This window comes from Sphingomonas sp. DMC8 (assembly GCF_056314185.1).
In genome coordinates, this window is the sequence record NZ_JBQUYV010000002.1 from 560346 (window position 1) to 578837 (window position 18492).

Genomic DNA, 18492 nt, shown 5'->3' on the forward strand with positions numbered 1-18492 from the left:
GCTGGTCGTGCGACCGCTGAAGCGGGGCCAATAGCGGGGTCAGCGGTCGAGGAGGAGGACAAGGTGGGGCGGCCCGGAGACGGTTTATGATCGGTCAACGCTTGCCTGCAGGTTGCGCTACGTCAATGCCCCGACTGACTGCAAATGATGCAGAAACGGCACGCTTCCGCCGAATTCCGTCACAGGCGATGCCCAACCGTTATGGAATCTGCAACACAAACTATGGCGCGCCGCAACATTATTGTTACTTAATGCCGCCGCACGCATTGGGAGAGCGTGCAGAGGGGGCAAAATGGTCGCTGCACGTTCTTTCAAGCTCATGCTGATTTCAGGCACCGCAATCACCACGCTAGGCTTCGCGCTGCCCACGGCGGCACAGGCGCAGTCCAAGGACGATACGACGCAGGAAGCCGTAACGCCGACCGGCGCGGCGCTGCCGGTATCGGACCAAAATCAGGACCTGCGCACCGACCCGAATGAAGTGCTGGTAACCGGTTCGCGGATCAAACAGGATCCAAACCGCTCGGCGTTGCCGCTGCAGATCGTTACTTCGCAGGAAATCCAGCGAAACGGCATTTCCAGCCCGGAGCAGCTGATCATGTTCCTCAGCAGCAATGGTTCGGGTGCTGACAATCTCGCCTCCAACGCGGATGTGACCACGGGTGCGCAGCGCGGCACCAACGGCCTCTCTGCCGCGAACCTGCGCGGGCAGGGGAGTGCATCGACGCTGGTGCTGCTGAACGGCCGGCGCGTGGCGGCACATGGGCTTTCAGGTTCGGCGGTCGACGTCAACCAGATCCCGTTCGCGGCGATCGAGCGCGTCGAAGTGCTGAAGGACGGCGCCTCCGCTATCTACGGCACCGACGCGATCGGCGGTGTGATTAACTTCATCACCAAGAAGGACTTCAAAGGTCTGGAGGTCGATGGCTTCAACGACATCACCCAGCATGGCGGCGGCAACATCTACCGCGTGTCGGGGACGACCGGCTTTGGCGATCTTTCCAATGACGGCTTCAACATCATGGGTGCCGTTTCCTATAGCTGGAACGAGATCCTGCGGGGCTCCCAACGCGATTTCGTGAACGGCAACCAGCCCAATCGCGGCCTGTCGATCGACACCCGCGGCACGCCAATCGCGACGATGTTCCCGCTGAACCCGAGCGCGGCAGGCGGTTTCCCGAACGGCACGCTGCTCGGCGGGACGAGCGGTGCCACGGTGCTGCCGGGCCTGGGCGCAAATGGCGCCAAGGCGTCGGGCGGCATCAATACCCTTAACCTGCCGGGTGGCGCCGGTTGCGGCACCATGGACGGCGGCATGGCCTATGATGCCCAGCTGTGGAATGCGCCGACCACGCAATATGCCTGTGCATGGGACACCGGCCGCGCAGCCGTGATCCAGCAGCCGATTGAGACGCTGACCTATTATGCCCGTGGGGTGGCCCGCATCGGCGGCTTGCACGAGGTTTCGATCGAACTGACGGGCTCCGATGCCAATTCGGCAAAGAGCTTTTCCAACGCGCAGGTGTCTGGCAACACCAGCAATCTCCCGCTCGCCTATCCGCTCAATTCGCTGACGGCGGCGACCTACAACCAGCTGTACAACGCGCTGATCACGGCATTCCCCAATGCCGGCATCCAGGCAAATTACGGCAAGCCGATCGCCTATCGCTGGCGTTGCGTGGCTTGCGGCAATCGCGAGTACAAGACGGAGTCGAAGACGTTCCGCGCGGCGCTGGCGGCGGAAGGCCCGCTGTTCAAGAACTGGGACTATCGCGCCGGTGCCTCCTATGCGCGCAGCGATGTCACGTCGGTGCTGGGCTCGGGCTATTATTATCGCGGCACGTTGGCAAACGGCGCGCCCGATCCGTCGGCGCCAACGGCGCCGGGGGCAAGCGCGCCCGGCTTGTTCGGGCTGCTCAACAGCGGCATCCTCAATCCGTTCACGATTGCACAGACGCCGCAGGCGATAAGCGGGCTCAATGCCATCTCCGCGGCCGGCACCACTCTCTATGGTGGTCGCTATGAGGTACGACAGTTCGACGGATCGGTCTCCGGGCCGCTCTTCCGTCTTCCAGGCGGCGAAGTGCAGGTTGCTGCCGGCGTCGACTATCGTCGCGAAACCTACACCTTCAACGGATCGGCGGCGGCTGCCGCGACGGCGCCCGTTATCTTCCTTGCGGCGTTCGACAATGTGAATGCATTGCAGCACGCAACCCGGAACGTGAAAGCAGCCTATGCGGAAGTATCTGTACCGCTGCTGCCGGAACTTGAATTGACGGGTGCCGTGCGCGTGGACGACTATTCCGGTTTCGGATCGACGACCAACCCGAAGGTGTCGTTCAAATTCACGCCGATCCGACAGATCATGTTCCGGGGATCGTATAACACCGGTTTTCGTGTTCCGAGCTTCAACCAGATCTTCAACGGTGTCACGGAAAGCCCCTATTCAGGCAGCGACCTGGTCGACCCGATCCGCTGCCCTAGCGGCGTTGCAAGTGCTACGGACCCGAAATGCGTGCTGATCCGGCCGAATATCTGGACCGGCGGCAACCTGAAGCTGGGGCCGGAAACGGCGAAGCAATTCAGCGTGGGAGGCGTTCTGCAGCCGATCCGTAATGTCAGCCTTTCCGTTGATTGGTGGTCGATTTCGGTCGACAACACCATCCAGCTGCTGACGCTGACGCAGCTGATCCAGAACGCCTCGCTGTTCCCGCAGAACTTCATCCGCGATCCGTCGACCAACGAGATCGTGACGATCGATGATCGCTGGGTAAATGCCGGCTCGCGACGTACGCAGGGTATCGAGTTCACCGCACGGGCAGGTTTCAACTTGCTCAACGGCCAGTTCACCACGGGTCTGGATGGCACGCTGCTTCTCAAGAAGCGCGAGAAGCTGACGCCGAATGCGGCCTATGGGCCAAGCCTGATCGGCGTTTATACGACCGCCGGCGACATCGGAAACCGCTGGAAACATAACGCGTTTGTCAGCTGGTCGAACGACAAGGTAGCGGTATCGCTGTCGCAGATTTTCCGCTCGGGGTACAAGAACCAGGCATTGCCGGGCATTGCGGCAGGCACCGTAACGCGGCCCGACTATAACCAGTATGTCAGCGACTATGTGATCTATAACTTGTCGGTAACGTACAAGGGACTGGCGCCGCACTACACGATCACGGCGGGCGTCCGGAACCTGTTCGACACCGATCCACCCTTTGCGATCACCTATGACGGCAATAGCGGCGCCGGCAGTTCGTGGGAGCCGCGCGTCGCCGATCCGCGTGGGCGGTCGTTCACGTTGTCCGCCCAGGTGAAGTTCTGAGGCCTCGCCTGCCGCGCGGCTATTTCAGCCGCAGCGGCAGGCCGGCCGCTACAAACTGAACTTCATCGGCCGCCGCAGCAATGGCCTGGTTGATCCGGCCGGCGGCATCCCGGAATTGGCGAGCGAGGGCGTTGTCGGGCACGATACCCAGCCCGACTTCGTTCGCGACGAGGATGACCGACCCCGTCGCCGCAGTAAGGGCGCTGACGAGGCCATGCGTTTCGGCCTCGATGTCTCGCGCGGCGGACATCAGGTTGGACGTCCAAAGAGTCAGACAATCAACCAGCAAGATAGTCTCGGGCGCCGTGTGGGCTGCGACGGCGGTCGCCAGATCGAGCGGCGCCTCGATCGTCTGCCAGCGGCTGCCCCGATCGCGCTGATGATGGGCGATGCGATCCGCCATTTCCGTGTCGAGCGGCTGCGCGGTCGCGATGTAGCGGAGCGCCCCGGAGAGGGCCTCGGCGCGTGCCTGCGCGTACCGGCTCTTGCCCGATCGCGCACCGCCCAGCACCAGCAATCGCGTCATGCCCGCGCCTCCTTCCCCAGCGCCAGCAATGCTGGGATGTCCAGATGTGTTTCCAGCGTCGCTGCGATTCCGTCCAGCGCTGCGTCAACCGAGGCGCGATAGTCTGCGCCTGTGGACGCGACACCGATACGCTCAAGCACAGCCTTGCGCAGCGCGCTGCTCGCGAACAGGCCGTGGAGATAGGTGCCCATCACGTATCCACCATGGCCGACGGCGCCGTCGGCGCGCCCGTCCGTGGTTTCGGCAAAAGGCGTGGCCGTGTCGGGGCCAAGGGTTTCGCCCATATGCATCTCATAACCCTCGAACGTCGCACCAAAGGCGCGCGCTCGGACCGGTCGCAGTGCCTTTTCGGATTTGAGGACGGTATCGACTGCGAGCAACCCCAGGCCGAGGACGCTACCGGGTGGCCCCTCGATGCCAGACGGATCCGCGATGCTGCGGCCGAGCATCTGGTATCCGCCGCAAATGCCCAGCATCGCGCCGCCCCGCCGGTGATGTGCGAGCAGGTCGATGTCCCAACCCTGTTCGCGCATCGCCGCCAGATCGGCGATCGTCGCCTTCGACCCAGGCAGGATCACCAAAGCCGCGTCGGCGGGAAGCGGTTGGCCCGGCGGGACCATAACCAATGCCACGCCGGGTTCGAGCTTCAGGGGATCGAGATCGTCGAAATTGGCGATGCGCGGCAGCATCGGGCAGGCGATCAGCGTGCGTCCGCCGGTAGCGGCCGCGCTGCGTTCGAGCACCACGGCATCCTCGCTGGGCAACCGTGCCGCGTCACTAAGCCATGGGACGACGCCAAAGCCCGTCCATCCCGAATGCTGCTCAATCGCGCGATAGCCATCATCGAACAGCGCTGGGTCGCCGCGAAACTTGTTGATCACGAAGCCGCGGATCATCGCTGCGTCGTCCGGATCGAGCACCGCGCGCGTGCCGACAATAGCGGCGATCACGCCACCCCGATCGATGTCGCCCACCAACACCACCGGAACCCCGGCGGCACGGGCGAAGCCCATATTGGCAATGTCGCCGGCGCGCAGGTTGATTTCCGCGGGCGAGCCGGCGCCTTCCACCACCACCAGATCGCATTCGCCGGAGAGGCGGGCATACGCAGCGAGTACTTCCGGCAACAGGGTTCCGCGCGCTTCCCGGAAATTGCCCGCATGGAGCGTGCCACGCACCTTGCCGCCGACGATTAGCTGTGATGCCTGGTCGGCCTGTGGCTTCAACAGCACCGGGTTCATATCTGCGTGCGGCGCAACCCGGCAGGCGAGCGCCTGCAATGCCTGGGCGCGTCCGATCTCGCCCCCGTCTTCCGTGACGGCAGCATTGTTGGACATATTCTGCGGCTTGAACGGCCGCACTCGGAGACCGCGATTGGCAAAGGCGCGACACAGTCCCGCCACCAGCACCGACTTGCCGACGTCGGAGCCGGTACCCTGCAACATCAGTGCAGCCATGCAAGTCCTCCCGCGATGAACCAGAGCATCACACATGCCGCGCGGTACAGCCTCACCCCCCGGCGGATGTCCGCAGCATCGGCCGTGCTGGTACCGTCACCAATCCAGGGCTTTTGATGCAGCACGCCGTCATAATGAACTGGCCCTGCCAGTCGAACATCCAGCGCGCCTGACATCGCGGCTTCGGGCCAGCCGGCGTTGGGCGAAGCATGCAGCCGCTTATCGCGCCAAAGGACGCGCCAGCCGCCAGCGCCCGCCAGACAGATTAGTACTGCAGATATTCGCGCGGGAATCCAGTTCATCGCATCGTCGGTTCGCGCTGCCGCCCAGCCAAAGGCACGCCAGCGCGCCTCGCGATGGCCGATCAGGCTGTCGGCGGTGTTTATCGCCTTATAGGCCCAGATGCCGGGAAGCCCCGCCACCAGAAGCCAGAAAAGCGGCGCGACGACGCCGTCGCAAAAGCTTTCCGCAAGGCTCTCGATCGCCGCACGTGCAATGCCGCTGGGTGTAAGCCGGGCCGTGTCGCGTCCGACGATATGGCCAACATGCTTCTGCGCAGCTTCAATATCGCTTCGCTCCAGCGCCGCGGCCACCGCTTCGACATGGACATGGAGACTTCGCTGGGCGAGCCCCGGAAAAGCGGCAAGCGCCACCAGCATCCAGCCATATCGCGCCCTGGCAGCAAGTGCGTCGACTGCTACCGCGGGCGCTGCGGCCACCACAAGCAAGAGGAGGACGGTCGCAACCCCCGCCAAGCGGCGCATGGTGTCGCTGCGCGTCGCACAATTCCATCGCGCCTCGCACGCGGTGATGATCCGCGCGAATGCGCCGACCGGATGGCCAATCCGGCGATACAACCATCCCGGCCAACCGAACGCAGCATCGAGCGCGAGTGCTGCCAATCCGACCGGTTCAACCATCGGTTAGCGCCCTATCCAGCCGGTGCAGCGCCGCCGCATCCGCCGGCACGCCCAATCGCAGCCAAATCGGATTTGCAGCGAAGGGCCGGGTGAGAATGTGATGCCGGGCGAGTTGGGCGAAAAGGTCTGGCGCGCGCTCGGTCTCCAGCAGCCGAAACAGCGGGCAGCCGCCGCGAGGCGTTAGGCCATGGCGAGCGAGCAATGCGTCCAGCCGCCGGGCCCTCTCTGGCAGCTCGGCCGCCATCGTCGCGATCCATGCACGGTCCCGATACGCGGCGGCGCCGATCGCAACCGCAGCGGCGGAAAGCGGCCAGCTGCCGAGTGCTGCACGCATTTTGGTCAGAAGCGGCTCGGGGGCCAGCAGGAAGCCCAGGCGTAAGCCCGCCAGCCCGAAGAATTTGCCGAAAGATCGGAACAGCGCGAGCGGGCGACCATTCGCGACCAGCGTGGCGATGCTAGCGCCAGGCACAGCATCCCCAAAGGCTTCGTCCACCACCAGCCAGCCGCCACCTGCCAGCCGCCCATTCACCATCTGGGCCAGCGCGGGCCGGGGAAGGATGGTTCCCGTAGGATTGGCAGGGTTGGCGAGCACGAGCGTCGCCGCGCCCAAGCGCGTTATCGCACCCGCTTCGATTGGGGCGCTTGAAGGAAACATCTCTCTATGGGTGCGATAACCGTCGGCCGGATGGAAGGCGGCACCGCCGAGCACACGCCCCAGCAACCGCATACCCAGTTCGCTGCCGGGTAAAGCGCAGACATACGCAGCGTCGATCCCGAAATGCGCAGCTGCCGCCGCTTCGAGCGCCGTGATGGCGGCGGGAGTGGGGAGGGTCTGCCAGTCGATCGGAACCGCCGCGGCGCCCGGCCAGGGCGTGGGATTTATCCCTGTCGAAAGATCGAGCCAGTCGGCCCGCTCTCCGCCATACCGGGCAATGGCTGCGTCTATATCGCCACCATGTAGCGTCAGCGCATCGCTCATCGCAACAGCTGACCAGCGAAAGTGGCGGCGAGCAGGCCGGTCTCAACCAGCTCGATTCCGGCACCATGGCCATCGCCGGAGATACCGCCGATCGTCCGGCAGAGCCAACGTCCCCACAGGAAGAACAGCAGCGGCGCGAGCGCCAGTTCTGGCAATATGGCAAAGGTCAGCAGCAACAGGATGGCCCAGAAGCCGATCGTATCCAGCCTGACCGCGCCGCAGAAGCGCATGCCAAGCCCTTGATGCAAGGGCGGCAGCCAGCGCGCCCAGACAAGCGGACCCATCCGTGCGGCGGCAGGGATCAGAGCGATGTACCACCTGCCGCCGCCGGTCAGCACTGCATGCAACAGTACGAGCTTGGCGAGCAGCTGCAGCACAACGGCGACAAGGCCGAAACTGCCGACATGGGGATCGGCGAGCACTGCGGCGATGCGTTCGCGGCCCTTGTGCGCGGCGCCGGCAGCATCGGCGATGTCGGCAAGCCCGTCGAGATGGAGCGCGCCCGTGATGCCGACCCACAGGAGCAGAGCCGCCAGGGCGGCGACCCAACCATCTACGGGTGCAAACAGCAGCGCTGGTGCGGTCATCACAGCGCCGATCACGCCGCCGACAAGCGGAAACCACCGTATCGACGCTGCGAAATCGGCAGCGTCGGCGTGGACTTGCGGCAGCGGCAGGCGCGTCAGAAACTGCAGGGCGACAAGGAAGCGCTTCACGCCACTAGCCCAATAATTTCGCCGCCCCCGGGATGCCCAGGCCATAATCTTATGGTCAGCAACGCGGCATGGGGCAGGTGGAACGCCCAGAGCGAAGGGAAATCGATCCGGCACGCCGCGGCAAGCGCGGCGCGCATCGTCCCGCCGTGGGCGACCACCAACGCGGTTCCCCGCAGCATTGCTAGCGCCGCACCGACGCGGGCAACCAATGCGGACCAGCTTTCGCCTCCCGGGGGCGGAGTACCACAAGGGTCGCGACGAAAGCGCGCCAGCGCGTCGGGATCGATGGCATCGAGTGCCATGCCGTCCCACACACCGAAATCCAGCTCGCACCACCGGGCATCTTCGTGCAGTGGCCGGTCGAAGGCGGCGGCAAGCGCGAGAGCGGGGGCGCGCGCCCGCGCCAAGGTGGAGCAATGGACGCTGTCGACCTCGAGCCGCATCGCGCGCGCCAGACAGGATTGCACGCCTTCGGGGGATGGCATGGCGTCCGTTCGGCCGATCAGCCGCCCGTCCACCTCGGTTGCTCCATGCCGTAACAGGTGTACCAGTACACTGCTCATGCTGCGCCGGCCACTCCTGCCTCGGCGAAGGTTGCCATCTCGGCGTGCACCTTCACTGCCGCGCGCAGGAGCAGTGCCGCGACGGCTGCGCCGCTGGCTTCGCCCAGGCGCATGTCGAGGCGCAGCAGTGGATCCAGCCCAAGCCGTTCGAGCAGCAAGCCATGTCCGGGTTCCGCCGAACAATGGCTGGCGATGCAGTGGGCCGTGATGTCCGGCGCCGCTGCCGCTAGTGGAGCCAGCGCCGCGCAGCAGATATATCCGTCCAGCAGCACGGGAATGCCATATTGCCGTGCTGCGAGCACCGCCCCGGCGATGGCCGCGATTTCGCGACCGCCAACGCGCCGCATCGTCTCGAATGCGCTGTGCGGGGCTCGGGCATGGTGGGTAATGGCGCGGGCGACCGCCATCCGCTTCGCCTCGAGCGCGGGGCCGTGTACGCCGGTGCCCGGCCCAACCCAGTCCGCTGGCTCGCCGCCAAAGCTGCGCTGGCATAGTGCGGCCGCACTTGCCGAATTGGCGATGCCCATTTCACCCAGAAGCAGCAGGTCGAGGGCAGGATCGACGGCCTGTGCGCCGATCGACAGGGCCGCGAGGCATTCCGCTTCGTCCATCGCGGGAGCCATGGTGAAATCGGCAGTGGGGCGGTCGATGTCGATCGGGACGACCTTCAGCGCCACATCGGCTGCATCCGCCAGCGCATTGATCGCTGCGCCGCCAGCCTCGAAATTGGCGACCATTTGTGCGGTCACTTCCGCCGGGAAGGCGCTGACGCCTTGCGCGGCGATGCCGTGATTACCGGCGAAGACAATCGCCTCCGCGCGTTCGATGCGCGGAATGGGCCGACCCTGCCATCCGGCGAGGAACAGTGCGATCTCCTCGAGCCGCCCGAGCGATCCCGCAGGCTTGGTAAGCTGCGCCTGCCGCGCCCGCGCTTTCTCCGCGGCGTGCATATCGGCATGGGGGAGCGCTGACAGCACGGCTTCAAAGGCTGCAACGCTGGGAAAGCCGCTCATTCGGGAAGCATTCCGGCGGGCGGGGTGCGGACAAGGAAGTGCCCTCGCACGCCCTGCGGCCATCGCGCATAGGGGACGCACCCGTCTTCGCTGGCGGCATATTCGGCCGCGAAATCGAGGATCGCGCGGGCATCATCGCTCTGCGGCGCAAAGCGTCCGAGCACATAGCCCATCCTCCCCGGACCGCGCAGATGCACCGTGCAATGCTCGGCGCACGCGAACAGGCAGGGCATGCGATGTACTGCGATGCCGCTATAGCGTTCGTCTCCCGCCGTCAGCGACTCCAGTGCTTCCGCAAGCCGTGCGCCACCGCGTACGCCTTCGGCATCCTCTCGCAGTTCCGCGCCATGACGGCAGGTACTGCACGCAACGATGGCGACGCCATCGGCAACGGGCCGCAGCATCGTCATCGCGACGCCCTCGCGCAGCTGAACGCTGCGCCCGCATGCGACATGAAAACACGAACTCGAACCATCAAAACCACTCCCGAGCCATCACGATGCACGTGCGGCGTTGGACGGGAGCAGCCTGAAACACGATCACGCGCGCCAGCGCCCCGCGCCACGCCGCGCGAGCCTTGCTGTCGTCGCTCGAGGAAATCCCCGCCCGGTCGGCGCACCCTGTCCGCCCGAGGAACGACCGCGAACGGCAGGTCTCCTGGCTTGCGGGTCCATGCCTCAGTCCGGCCGCCTTCTCGGGCATCGAAACGCCCAATGGCATATGGCCGAACGGCTCGCCGCTCACAGTTGCAGGGGCAGCCGGGGTCTTGAACCCCGTTCCCTTTTAATCCCCTCTCGGGGAACCGGTCGCGTGTGACGGGTTAAGGGGTTTGGAGCCGCCGATCAAGCCGGAGGCAGAACGAGCTGTAGCCGGGGGGCTTTACTGATAGATCTGCGCGCTGACGGGCAACAGGTCGTCCACCCGGACCAACAACGTCAACAGGTCGGTCAGCGCTTCCGATCCTTGTCCCAGCCGACGGACACCATGCAGCGCGTGGGTGGCAGCATAGGTGCTGGCGATGACATCGGCGAGATCGGGGTGGCGCGCGATCAACCCTTCGTTCCGGTTGACGCGCACGAGCAACCACGCCGCCTTATGGGCGGCGTCAACGAGCTGGATGCGCTCGGAAGCGAGAAATGCCCAGCTTCCCGTTGCCTCGATGACGGCACTGGACAGCGACTCCAGCGCGTCGATGAGATGCCGTGGCGTGGACATGGTGGCTTCCTCAAGGTGCGCAGCAATACGCCGGTCGGTAGTCTCGTTCGTCCGCCAGCTACGCACCCGCGGCACCCGCTTGCGCGGCAGGACCGTTTCGTTTCGATTATCGCGTGTGGCGTGCATAACCATAACGAATTTCCCTGCTGCTCAAGGCTTTCCATGCCGCAGTTTGAAGGCGGCAACAGTGGCCAAGGCCACAGTCTCAATGTGATTTTTCGCACATGTGAACGGGGGCGTCGTGACCGCTCGTGCGAAAACCCACAGACATTTTCCACTCCCTTGATGCAGCTTCTCGCCGGGATCGCGTGGTGGCCGCGTTGCGCAAAGAGGGGGATGTACGATGCACAAGATGATCAGCAGCAAACACCTTGAGTCCGTAAGCGATCTTACGCTCACTGCGCCGATCCGGCAGGGATTTGTCGATGCGTTCGAAAGCGTTACGTTCGAATCGCGACTGCGCATGGTGCTCAAGGGGTTGTTCAAGCTTCGTGCGACTGCGCGCGAACATTCCGCCCGGCAACCCTTTGTGGATACCTCGGCACGCATCCACTCCCTGCTCGATTATCGTATCGCCATCCTGGATACAGAGCCGAAACGGTTGTTGTTGGGTGCCACCTTCGATCGCCCGCTCGAGCCCTATATGCGGCTGATCTGGAATCCGCTGGGTCCGTTGCTCGACCTGATCTTTTGTAACTGCGAAGGCTATGTCACGGCCACCGAGCATGGCTTTCCGGACTATCTCGCATGGGTGCGCCAGAGCCAAGTCGACAGCAATTTCTTCTTCTCCGCAAACGGCAACAGCATCGACGATATGCAATATGCGCTGCATATCGAGCGGCTGGAGCGCGAGGCGCAGGCCGGGGTGAACCCGGCGACCGTTACCATCGAGGATCCCGAGCTAGCCGCCAAGCGTCTGCGCGAAGACCCGGCTACCAAGCTGGAAAGCGACCGGATTGGTGTAGAGGCGCTGGTTGCGCTCTATCGGCTGACCGATGTTTATCCCCCGGACCATCGGGAGGGCGACGGCCGCTATCTGCTCTGGGCCGCCCAGCATCTGCTGAAGGGTTGGAATGTCGATGCGCTTGCGCCGGTCCACAAGCTGGCTGTGGCCGAGCAGTTGCAATGGCTTGCGCAGCCGGGCGCGCCCGACCAGACGGCACCCAAGCCGCAGCGGCTGACCTATCAATCCGCCGATGTCCAGGGCGGCATCATTCATAACTATGGCCGCAACCATCACCCGGTGCAGCATGGCGCATTGCTCTTGATGCGGATCACCGATCCCGTCGCTGCACGGCGGTTCGTCGGCACGCTGCCGGTGTGCAGCGAAGCCGATGCCGAAGCAGGGATGGAAGCGGGCGGGGCGTTTCTCAACCTTGCTTTTACCCGCCACGGCATCGTCAATATCGGCATCGCGGCGGAAGATCTGGCGCAGTTTCCGCAAGAATTCCGCGAAGGGATGGAGGATCGTGCCGGCCTGCTCGGCGATCTGCGCGAACACCATCCGCGGCGCTGGCGGCTGCCGGCCCGCAACTGGCCCAGCGGCGTGCCCGCAGCAGGCGCGCCGGTGGTCGAGTTGAACGAAGTCGATATCGTCGTGCAACTGCGCACCACCCATCGCCATCGCGGCGAATATCGGGTGGGCGATACCCATCATCCGCTCCACGCCGAAATCGTGCAGATCGCCGATCTGGGTGCGGCAAACGGCGTGCGGCTGCTGTCGGTCGAGCCGATGTCGCGAACCAGCCTGGGCACCGGAAACGAGCATTTCGGCTTCGCCGACGGTATCAGTCAGCCGCACTTTGCGACTTCTGCCGCTGCGGATTCGCACGCACTGCCGCTCGGCGACCTGTTCTGGGGCTATGGCAACAGCCGGACTGACGGTGCGCCGCCCGCGAACCCAATTCTCGACAACGGCACTTTCCTGGTGGTGCGCAAGCTGCATCAGGATGTGGCGGCGCTGCGCAAGTTCGTCGCGGACGAAGTCGCCGCCGGCAATGCTTCGTCCGAATGGGAATTGCTCGGCAAAATGATGGGCCGCTACCCCGATGGTACGCCGCTGGCTGCGCCGCACGCTGGCGCCCGTGCCAACAGCTTCGATTACGCCGATGACCCGCAGGGTGAACGCTGCCCGTTCCAGGCGCATATCCGCCGCACCAATCCCCGCCTGAAGGCACAGGATGCCAGCAACCTGCCGACCCCGCGTATCCTGCGCCGCGGCATGAGCTATGGCCCGCTCTATGACGACGATCCCGCCGCCGAACGCGGGATCATGTTCATGTGCTACAATGCCAATCTGTCCGAGCAATATGAGACGATCCAGCGCTGGATCAACGGTGGCAATTCCAGCGGCGTCGCGTCGTGGCAGAACGATCCGCTGATGGGCGTGCCACCGGCCGAGGGGACCTCCGTTTTCCGGTTCCTGGAAGACGGCCAGGTGCGGCGCGTGACGCCCGAGACCTTCGTGCGGTTGCAATGGGGCGCCTATCTGTTCGTTCCGTCGATGAAGGCGATCCGCCATATCGCCGAAATGCCGGGCTATGCCGATGAGGGCGCGCGCATGGCGGCCGTAGAGGCCGCAGCGGCGGACGAGGCGCGGCCCAAGGTCCAGCAACTGTTGGCATGGGCGCAAGGCACCCCCGACGAGCGCATCGCGGCCGGTCGCGCCTGGAAAATCGAGATCGAGGATTTCGCCGCCAAGGATCCGGGCGAAAAAGATGAGGCGCGCGGCCTGTGGGCGGCAATCCGTGCCGACCATGGCGGCGTGCTGCGCGTGCCCTATGGCATGGCCGAGGATGGCAATCCCCAGGAGGAAGTGGTGCTGGCTGCCAATCGCGAACTGGTGATGCAGGTCTATAACGACCCGGACGGCGTCTATTCGATGTGTGGCCAGATGGAGCGCATGCGCGCTTCGTTCGGCGAAATCTTCCTCGGCATGGATGAAAGCCCGCTTTATCATGAGAAGGCGGATCACACGAATGCGGCAATCTTCGCGATCAGTGAGGAAGAAGCGTTCACCGTCTCACGCGCGCTAACCGACCAGTGGCTGGGCTTTGTCCGCCAGGAAATGCATGGCGCGTTCGAGGGCGGGGTGGAAATCGACCTGCGCCGCGACTTCATCAACCGCATCCTCGCGGGCGTGTGCAATGCCTGGTTCGGCATCCCCGACGGATTCCCGATCCCGCAGTTCAACGAACACGCGCTCGATCGGGTCGACCGTACCTATGTCGATGCCGCCGGCTGGGGCTGGCAGCCGATCGGCAGCGGTCCGGGCGAGCGGTTGCCGCATTGTCCCGGCGATTACATGGCCCCTTCGCGCTATTGCTTCTATCCCGATCCCCACCCGCGGGTGCAGGCCTATGGCCAGGCGCACGGGCAGGGACTGCGGGCGGCGGTACGCGAGCATTTCCAGGCGCTGCGCCGGCTCGGCAAAGTGCCGCAGGCGCGCCTCGCAAAGGCGATGGCGGAAATGTTCCCCGACGACGACGAACTGGCGCGGACGCTGATCGGCGTGATGACCGGCTTCCTGCCGCCCGCCGATGGCAGCCTGCGCTGGGCCTTTTACGACTGGCTGGAGGAAAAAACATTGTGGCGGGTGCAGGACGCACTGCTCGCACAAACGGACCCTTCACCCTATGCTCGCGCCAAAGCGGCTCTGTGGGAACCGTTTGCGCGGACGATGCAGAAGCGTCCGTCGCCCGACATGCTGTGGCGTACCGCACTGGCCGATCACCAACTGGGCGGCGTGCCCGTGCGCAAGGGCGAGCGGGTGTTCATCAGTATCATCTCGGCAATGTCTGAGGACGCGGCGAACGGTGTGCTAGACATCGGCCCCATCTTTGGCGGCAAACGCACCGCCGATCGCGCTACGGATCCTTTCCCGCTCCACGCCTGCCCGGCCTACAAGGCGGCGATGGGGACAATGCTCGGCATGGTGAGCGGTTTGCTCGAAGCAGGGCGGATTGAGGCGCTACCGGCACCGCTACTGATAAAGCTCACTGATCCGGTAGTGGTGCCGTCGGCGACAACCGCACCGACGCCGTCGGATCAATATCCAGCGCCCGCAGCGCAGCCAGCGCCGCCGCCAGGCTGCCCGGCGCACGCTGGTTGACGGGGGTGAGGGTGGCGCGGAGCAACTGCGTCACCGCTACATCGTGCCGGGCGCCGCGTGCATGCGCGACGGCCTCGGCACGGTCGAGATAATGGTCGGCCGGGCGGCGAATGCCGCCCGGCTCCGCTAGCCGTGCAAGCGCTCGAAGCGCCATCGCTTCGCCAAGATGGTCGTGGCGCTGCGCGCGTCGCAGCGCACCTGCGGCGTGCCGCCGCGCCCCGGAGACGTCGCCGGCGATCGCCTGTACTTCTGCCAGCCAGCCATAGCCAAGCGACAGGAACTGGTTGCGTCCATTGCCGGCCAGCCAGCCGAGCGAGTCCAAAAGAATCGGGACGGGGTCAAAGTCGCTGTCTGTGGACCAGCGCGCATAAGCAAGCATCGCGCGGCTCATCGCCAGCGAATAGCGGATGCCAATCCGCTCCGAAAGCTGGGCGGCGGCCTTCGCATGGGTCGTCGCTTCCTCAAAGCGATATTGCCACAGGCAAACTGCCGCGCGCTGCGTAAGGATCGATATCTGTATTTCGCTCGGTGCTCCGCGTGCTGCAGCCGTCGCCGCGTCGAAATGCGCGTGTGCTTCTTCAAAGCGTGTAAGATCCCCCAGCGCGAAAGCCTTGCACGACAAAGCATAGGCCAGCGCAGACGAGCCTCGCCCGTTTCCTGAGGCGCGACGCGCGGCGATCGATTCGTCGAGCAGCGCCATGCCTTCCACATAGTCGCTTGCCGCAGTGCGTGCCTGTCCCAGAGAGGCGCGCACTTGGCTGGCAAAGGCATGATCCTGGGTTGCGAGCGCTGCAGCGAGCGCCTGTTCGGTCAGTGTGATCGCCCTGGCCAGGTCGCCCAGGCCATAATGGATGAACCCCAGCCAATAGAGTGCCCATGCCCCGGCCGCCGTATCGCCGCGTTCCGCTGCCCGATCGACCGCGCGGCGGAAGACAGCAAGCTGTTCGGGTGAAGGGTCGAACACGCCCGCGCGCCCGTATCGTTGGGCAACCCGGCTCCAGCGCATGGCATGTTCGGGTGTAGGCGGTAGCCGGTCGAGCGCAGACAGCGCGGCCTGGTAATGTGCCTGCGCCCGGTCGAGCGCGGACAGCGCAAGCGCCCGGTCTCCGGCCCGTTCTGCATAATCGGCCGTCGCGAGATCGTCACCGCCCTGGCCGTAGTGCTGGGCGAGTGCCTCGACCGGCTCCTCCTCGCCCTGTTCAGCCGCCGCCTCCCGGATCGTCCGCGCGATCCGCAAGTGCAGATCGCGTCGTTCATGCAGGCCAATGGCGTTATACACTGCCTCGCGCGTGATGCCGTGCTTGAAGCGCAGCGTATCGGCTGCGTCGCCGGGAAACAGAAAGTCCTGGTCCGCCAGACGTTCGAGCAACGCACTATCCGCCGCCAGCCCCGTAACCCGCGACAGGAGCGGGTGGGGGACGACCGTGCCGATCACCGACGCGGCGCGCAACAGAGCGGCCTCCGGCGCCGGCAGCCGGGCATAACGCGAACCGATCAGCGTATCGATCCAGGCACTTGCCGGACTGGGGCTAGCCTCGAACCGGCCCGCGTCGATTGAGTGGCAAAGCTCCTCAATGAACAGCGGATTGCCGCCCGATGCCTGGCGCACGGCAGTTACCAGCATCGGGTTTGCTGCCGGTGCCAGTGACTGCACTACCCGGTCAGCTTCCGCCCGCTCCAGCGGCGCCAATTCGACCGTGTCGCCGGGAATGGGCGGGGCCGGCGTGCGGACCGTCAGCAGGATCAGCAGCGACAAGGCGGCCTTGCTGGAGATCGCCGCGAGCATTTCGCGGCTGGCATCGTCGGCCAGATGCCAGTCGTCGATAAACAGGATGGCTGGGCGCATTTTCGCCGCTGCAAGGATGGGCTCCACAACGCCATCAATCGGGAGCGGCAATAATGTGGTTGCCGCCCGCGCGATTTGTTGGAAGGGCTGCAAGGGAGGCGCGTCGATCTCGCATATTCCGCGCAGCGCGGTGTAGCCCCCTCCGCCTGCCTCCCGCACGAACTCGTCGGCCAGCCGGGTCTTGCCCACTCCGGCCGGACCGGCAAGCGCCAGCACGACAGCCGCATTGCTCGCCCGCGCCCGCGCAAAAGCTTCCTCGACTCGCAACCGCTCTGCCAAACGACCGACGAACGGCGTCAGCCCACTTCGCACGCTGGCGGCATAACGGCTGTGCGCCGAGGAGCGGCCCGACACGAGCAGGGCAGGCAGCGGGGTCTTTCTACCCTTGATACTCAGCGCGCGCCGCTGGAAATCGAACCGATGCCGTTCAGGGCCCAATCCAGCATCGCTGACCAGAATTTCGTCCGGCCCGGCAGCGTCACACAGTCGGGCAGCAATATTTGTGGCGGCGCCGGGCAATTCGAAGCGGCCGCCCAGCTCGTCACCCTGCCGCAACAGCACCAGCCCTGAATGAACGCCCGAATGCAGCCGCAGCGATATGCCGGCGCGGCGCCAGGGGCCATCCATTTCCCGCACTGCGTCATGCAGATCGAGCGCCGTGTCCACCGCGCGAATGGCGTCGTCCTCGCGCGTCCCGGTATGACCGAAGATGGCGAGCATGCCGTCACCACTGACCTGAGCGACGGCACCGTCGTGTCGTGCGACGATCTGTTCGTAGCATTCCCGCAGGGCGCCAATGATCTCGCCATATTCCTCCGCTTCCAGCCTGTCGGCGAGTTCCGTCGATCCCGACAGATCGGCAAAGAGAATGGCGAGATACCGCCGTGTCGCAGCGGGCTTTCCGGCTGATCCGGAAGCGGCAGTCATAGGCACTGGCTGTGCGAAGACAGCCCTGGATACGCGAGTTTACACGGTTTCATGGTACCCCCGACCGCCATTCTATTGGAGATAGGTTGGCAGGGCGGCAACCGGGTTGAGCACCCAATTCGGTTCAGGACTGTAGTTTGCAGCGCAACTAACCCACGCTAATGCAGCCGATATGGCAGTTTCTCGGGGACGTATCGAGTGAGCGGGGCAACGGTGCCGGCCGAAATAATGGCGCGCGTCTTCCCGAAGCTGTTGGCCGATCGGCTGGCCCATACAGCGGCAATGATGTCTGCGCGTGCCGGCCGGATGCTCCTGTCGCTCGGGGGGCCTTCCGACCACGTCTATATCGTCGCGCGCGGGCGGGTTCAGGTAACATTGTACTCGCTTGGTGGCCGCGAAGTTATCCTCCGCGATATGGGGGAAGACGAATTGTTTGGAGAGCTGGCGGTGCTGGATGGCGCGCCGCGCTCCGCTTCTGTCGTCGCGCTGACCGACTGCCAGCTAGTAACCATCGATGCTGCCGCCTTTCGCACGGCGGTCAGCGAGATTCCGGAGGCTGCCCTTTGGCTGGCACGCCGGCTCGCCGCCCAGATTCGCGCCCTTACCGAAAGAGTGTTTGAACTCAACGCATTATCGGTCCGTAGCCGTCTGCACTGTGAGCTGTTGCGCATGTGCCAGGCCGAACCGGGCGCTGCCGAAGCCCGGATCGAGCCGGCGCCGACTCATGCCGAGTTCGCCGCGCGAGTGGGCACGCATCGAGAAGCGATCACCCGCGAACTCGGCTATCTGGCGCAGCAGGGCATCATCACGCTCCGCCGCCGCGCGATCACCGTCACCGATGTACCTGCGCTCGCCCGGCTGGTGCGCGCGGCGATCGGCGAGGAAGCAGCCGGCTAACGC

13 protein-coding genes and 1 riboswitch are annotated in these 18492 nt (G+C 65.0%); of the genes, 3 read left to right on the forward strand and 10 right to left on the reverse strand.

Annotated features, from left to right (window positions below):
- Positions 1–292 precede the first annotated feature (292 nt).
- On the forward strand, positions 293–3319 hold the full coding sequence (locus ACT53K_RS06645; protein WP_476227784.1) for a TonB-dependent receptor domain-containing protein: 3027 nt from the start codon (positions 293–295) through the stop codon (positions 3317–3319).
- 19 nt (positions 3320–3338) lie between these two features.
- Here the strand turns inward: ACT53K_RS06645 and cobU are convergent, their stop codons facing one another.
- The 9 genes from cobU to ACT53K_RS06690 form a co-directional block, all read right to left on the reverse strand.
- Positions 3339–3845 (reverse strand): bifunctional adenosylcobinamide kinase/adenosylcobinamide-phosphate guanylyltransferase, encoded by a 507-nt coding sequence (gene cobU, locus ACT53K_RS06650; RefSeq protein WP_476227785.1) that lies wholly within the window; start codon positions 3843–3845, stop codon positions 3339–3341.
- The gene (locus tag ACT53K_RS06655; RefSeq protein WP_476227786.1) at positions 3842–5302 is read right to left on the reverse strand and encodes a cobyric acid synthase; all 1461 of its coding nucleotides are present in this window, start codon (positions 5300–5302) and stop codon (positions 3842–3844) included. The genes cobU and ACT53K_RS06655 overlap by 4 nt, the downstream gene beginning before the upstream one ends.
- A complete protein-coding gene (gene cbiB / locus ACT53K_RS06660; RefSeq protein ID WP_476227787.1) occupies positions 5290–6222 on the reverse strand; it encodes an adenosylcobinamide-phosphate synthase CbiB in 933 nt (310 codons plus the stop codon). The genes ACT53K_RS06655 and cbiB overlap by 13 nt, the downstream gene beginning before the upstream one ends.
- Positions 6215–7201 carry an aminotransferase class I/II-fold pyridoxal phosphate-dependent enzyme gene (locus ACT53K_RS06665; protein WP_476227788.1) on the reverse strand — a complete coding sequence of 329 codons (987 nt, stop codon included), beginning with the start codon at positions 7199–7201 and terminating at the stop codon, positions 6215–6217. Before ACT53K_RS06665 ends, cbiB begins: the two co-directional genes overlap by 8 nt.
- Positions 7198–7917, reverse strand: a complete 720-nt coding sequence (gene cobS / locus ACT53K_RS06670) for an adenosylcobinamide-GDP ribazoletransferase (protein WP_476227789.1) — start codon at positions 7915–7917, stop codon at positions 7198–7200. Before cobS ends, ACT53K_RS06665 begins: the two co-directional genes overlap by 4 nt.
- The gene (locus tag ACT53K_RS06675) at positions 7914–8480 is read right to left on the reverse strand and encodes a histidine phosphatase family protein (protein WP_476227790.1); all 567 of its coding nucleotides are present in this window, start codon (positions 8478–8480) and stop codon (positions 7914–7916) included. Before ACT53K_RS06675 ends, cobS begins: the two co-directional genes overlap by 4 nt.
- Complete coding sequence (gene cobT / locus ACT53K_RS06680; RefSeq protein ID WP_476227791.1) at positions 8477–9493, reverse strand: nicotinate-nucleotide--dimethylbenzimidazole phosphoribosyltransferase; 1017 nt, start codon at positions 9491–9493, stop codon at positions 8477–8479. The genes ACT53K_RS06675 and cobT overlap by 4 nt, the downstream gene beginning before the upstream one ends.
- Positions 9490–9897, reverse strand: a complete 408-nt coding sequence (locus ACT53K_RS06685; RefSeq protein ID WP_476227991.1) for a DUF1636 domain-containing protein — start codon at positions 9895–9897, stop codon at positions 9490–9492. The genes cobT and ACT53K_RS06685 overlap by 4 nt, the downstream gene beginning before the upstream one ends.
- 226 nt (positions 9898–10123) lie before the next feature.
- Positions 10124–10315, reverse strand: a riboswitch (cobalamin riboswitch).
- 57 nt (positions 10316–10372) lie between these two features.
- The gene (locus ACT53K_RS06690; RefSeq protein ID WP_476227792.1) at positions 10373–10708 is read right to left on the reverse strand and encodes a hypothetical protein; all 336 of its coding nucleotides are present in this window, start codon (positions 10706–10708) and stop codon (positions 10373–10375) included.
- Between the two features lie 343 nt (positions 10709–11051).
- Between ACT53K_RS06690 and ACT53K_RS06695 the strand changes: the two genes are divergently transcribed.
- Positions 11052–14819, forward strand: a complete 3768-nt coding sequence (locus ACT53K_RS06695; RefSeq protein WP_476227793.1) for a hypothetical protein — start codon at positions 11052–11054, stop codon at positions 14817–14819.
- Here ACT53K_RS06695 and ACT53K_RS06700 read toward each other — a convergent pair.
- Positions 14704–17592 (reverse strand): ATP-binding protein, encoded by a 2889-nt coding sequence (locus ACT53K_RS06700; protein ID WP_476227794.1) that lies wholly within the window; start codon positions 17590–17592, stop codon positions 14704–14706. The two genes, ACT53K_RS06695 and ACT53K_RS06700, sit on opposite strands and share 116 nt — an antisense overlap.
- 198 nt (positions 17593–17790) lie before the next feature.
- Here ACT53K_RS06700 and ACT53K_RS06705 point away from each other — a divergent pair, with 198 nt between their 5' ends.
- Positions 17791–18489, forward strand: a complete 699-nt coding sequence (locus ACT53K_RS06705) for a Crp/Fnr family transcriptional regulator (RefSeq protein ID WP_476227795.1) — start codon at positions 17791–17793, stop codon at positions 18487–18489.
- Positions 18490–18492: the final 3 nt, after the last annotated feature.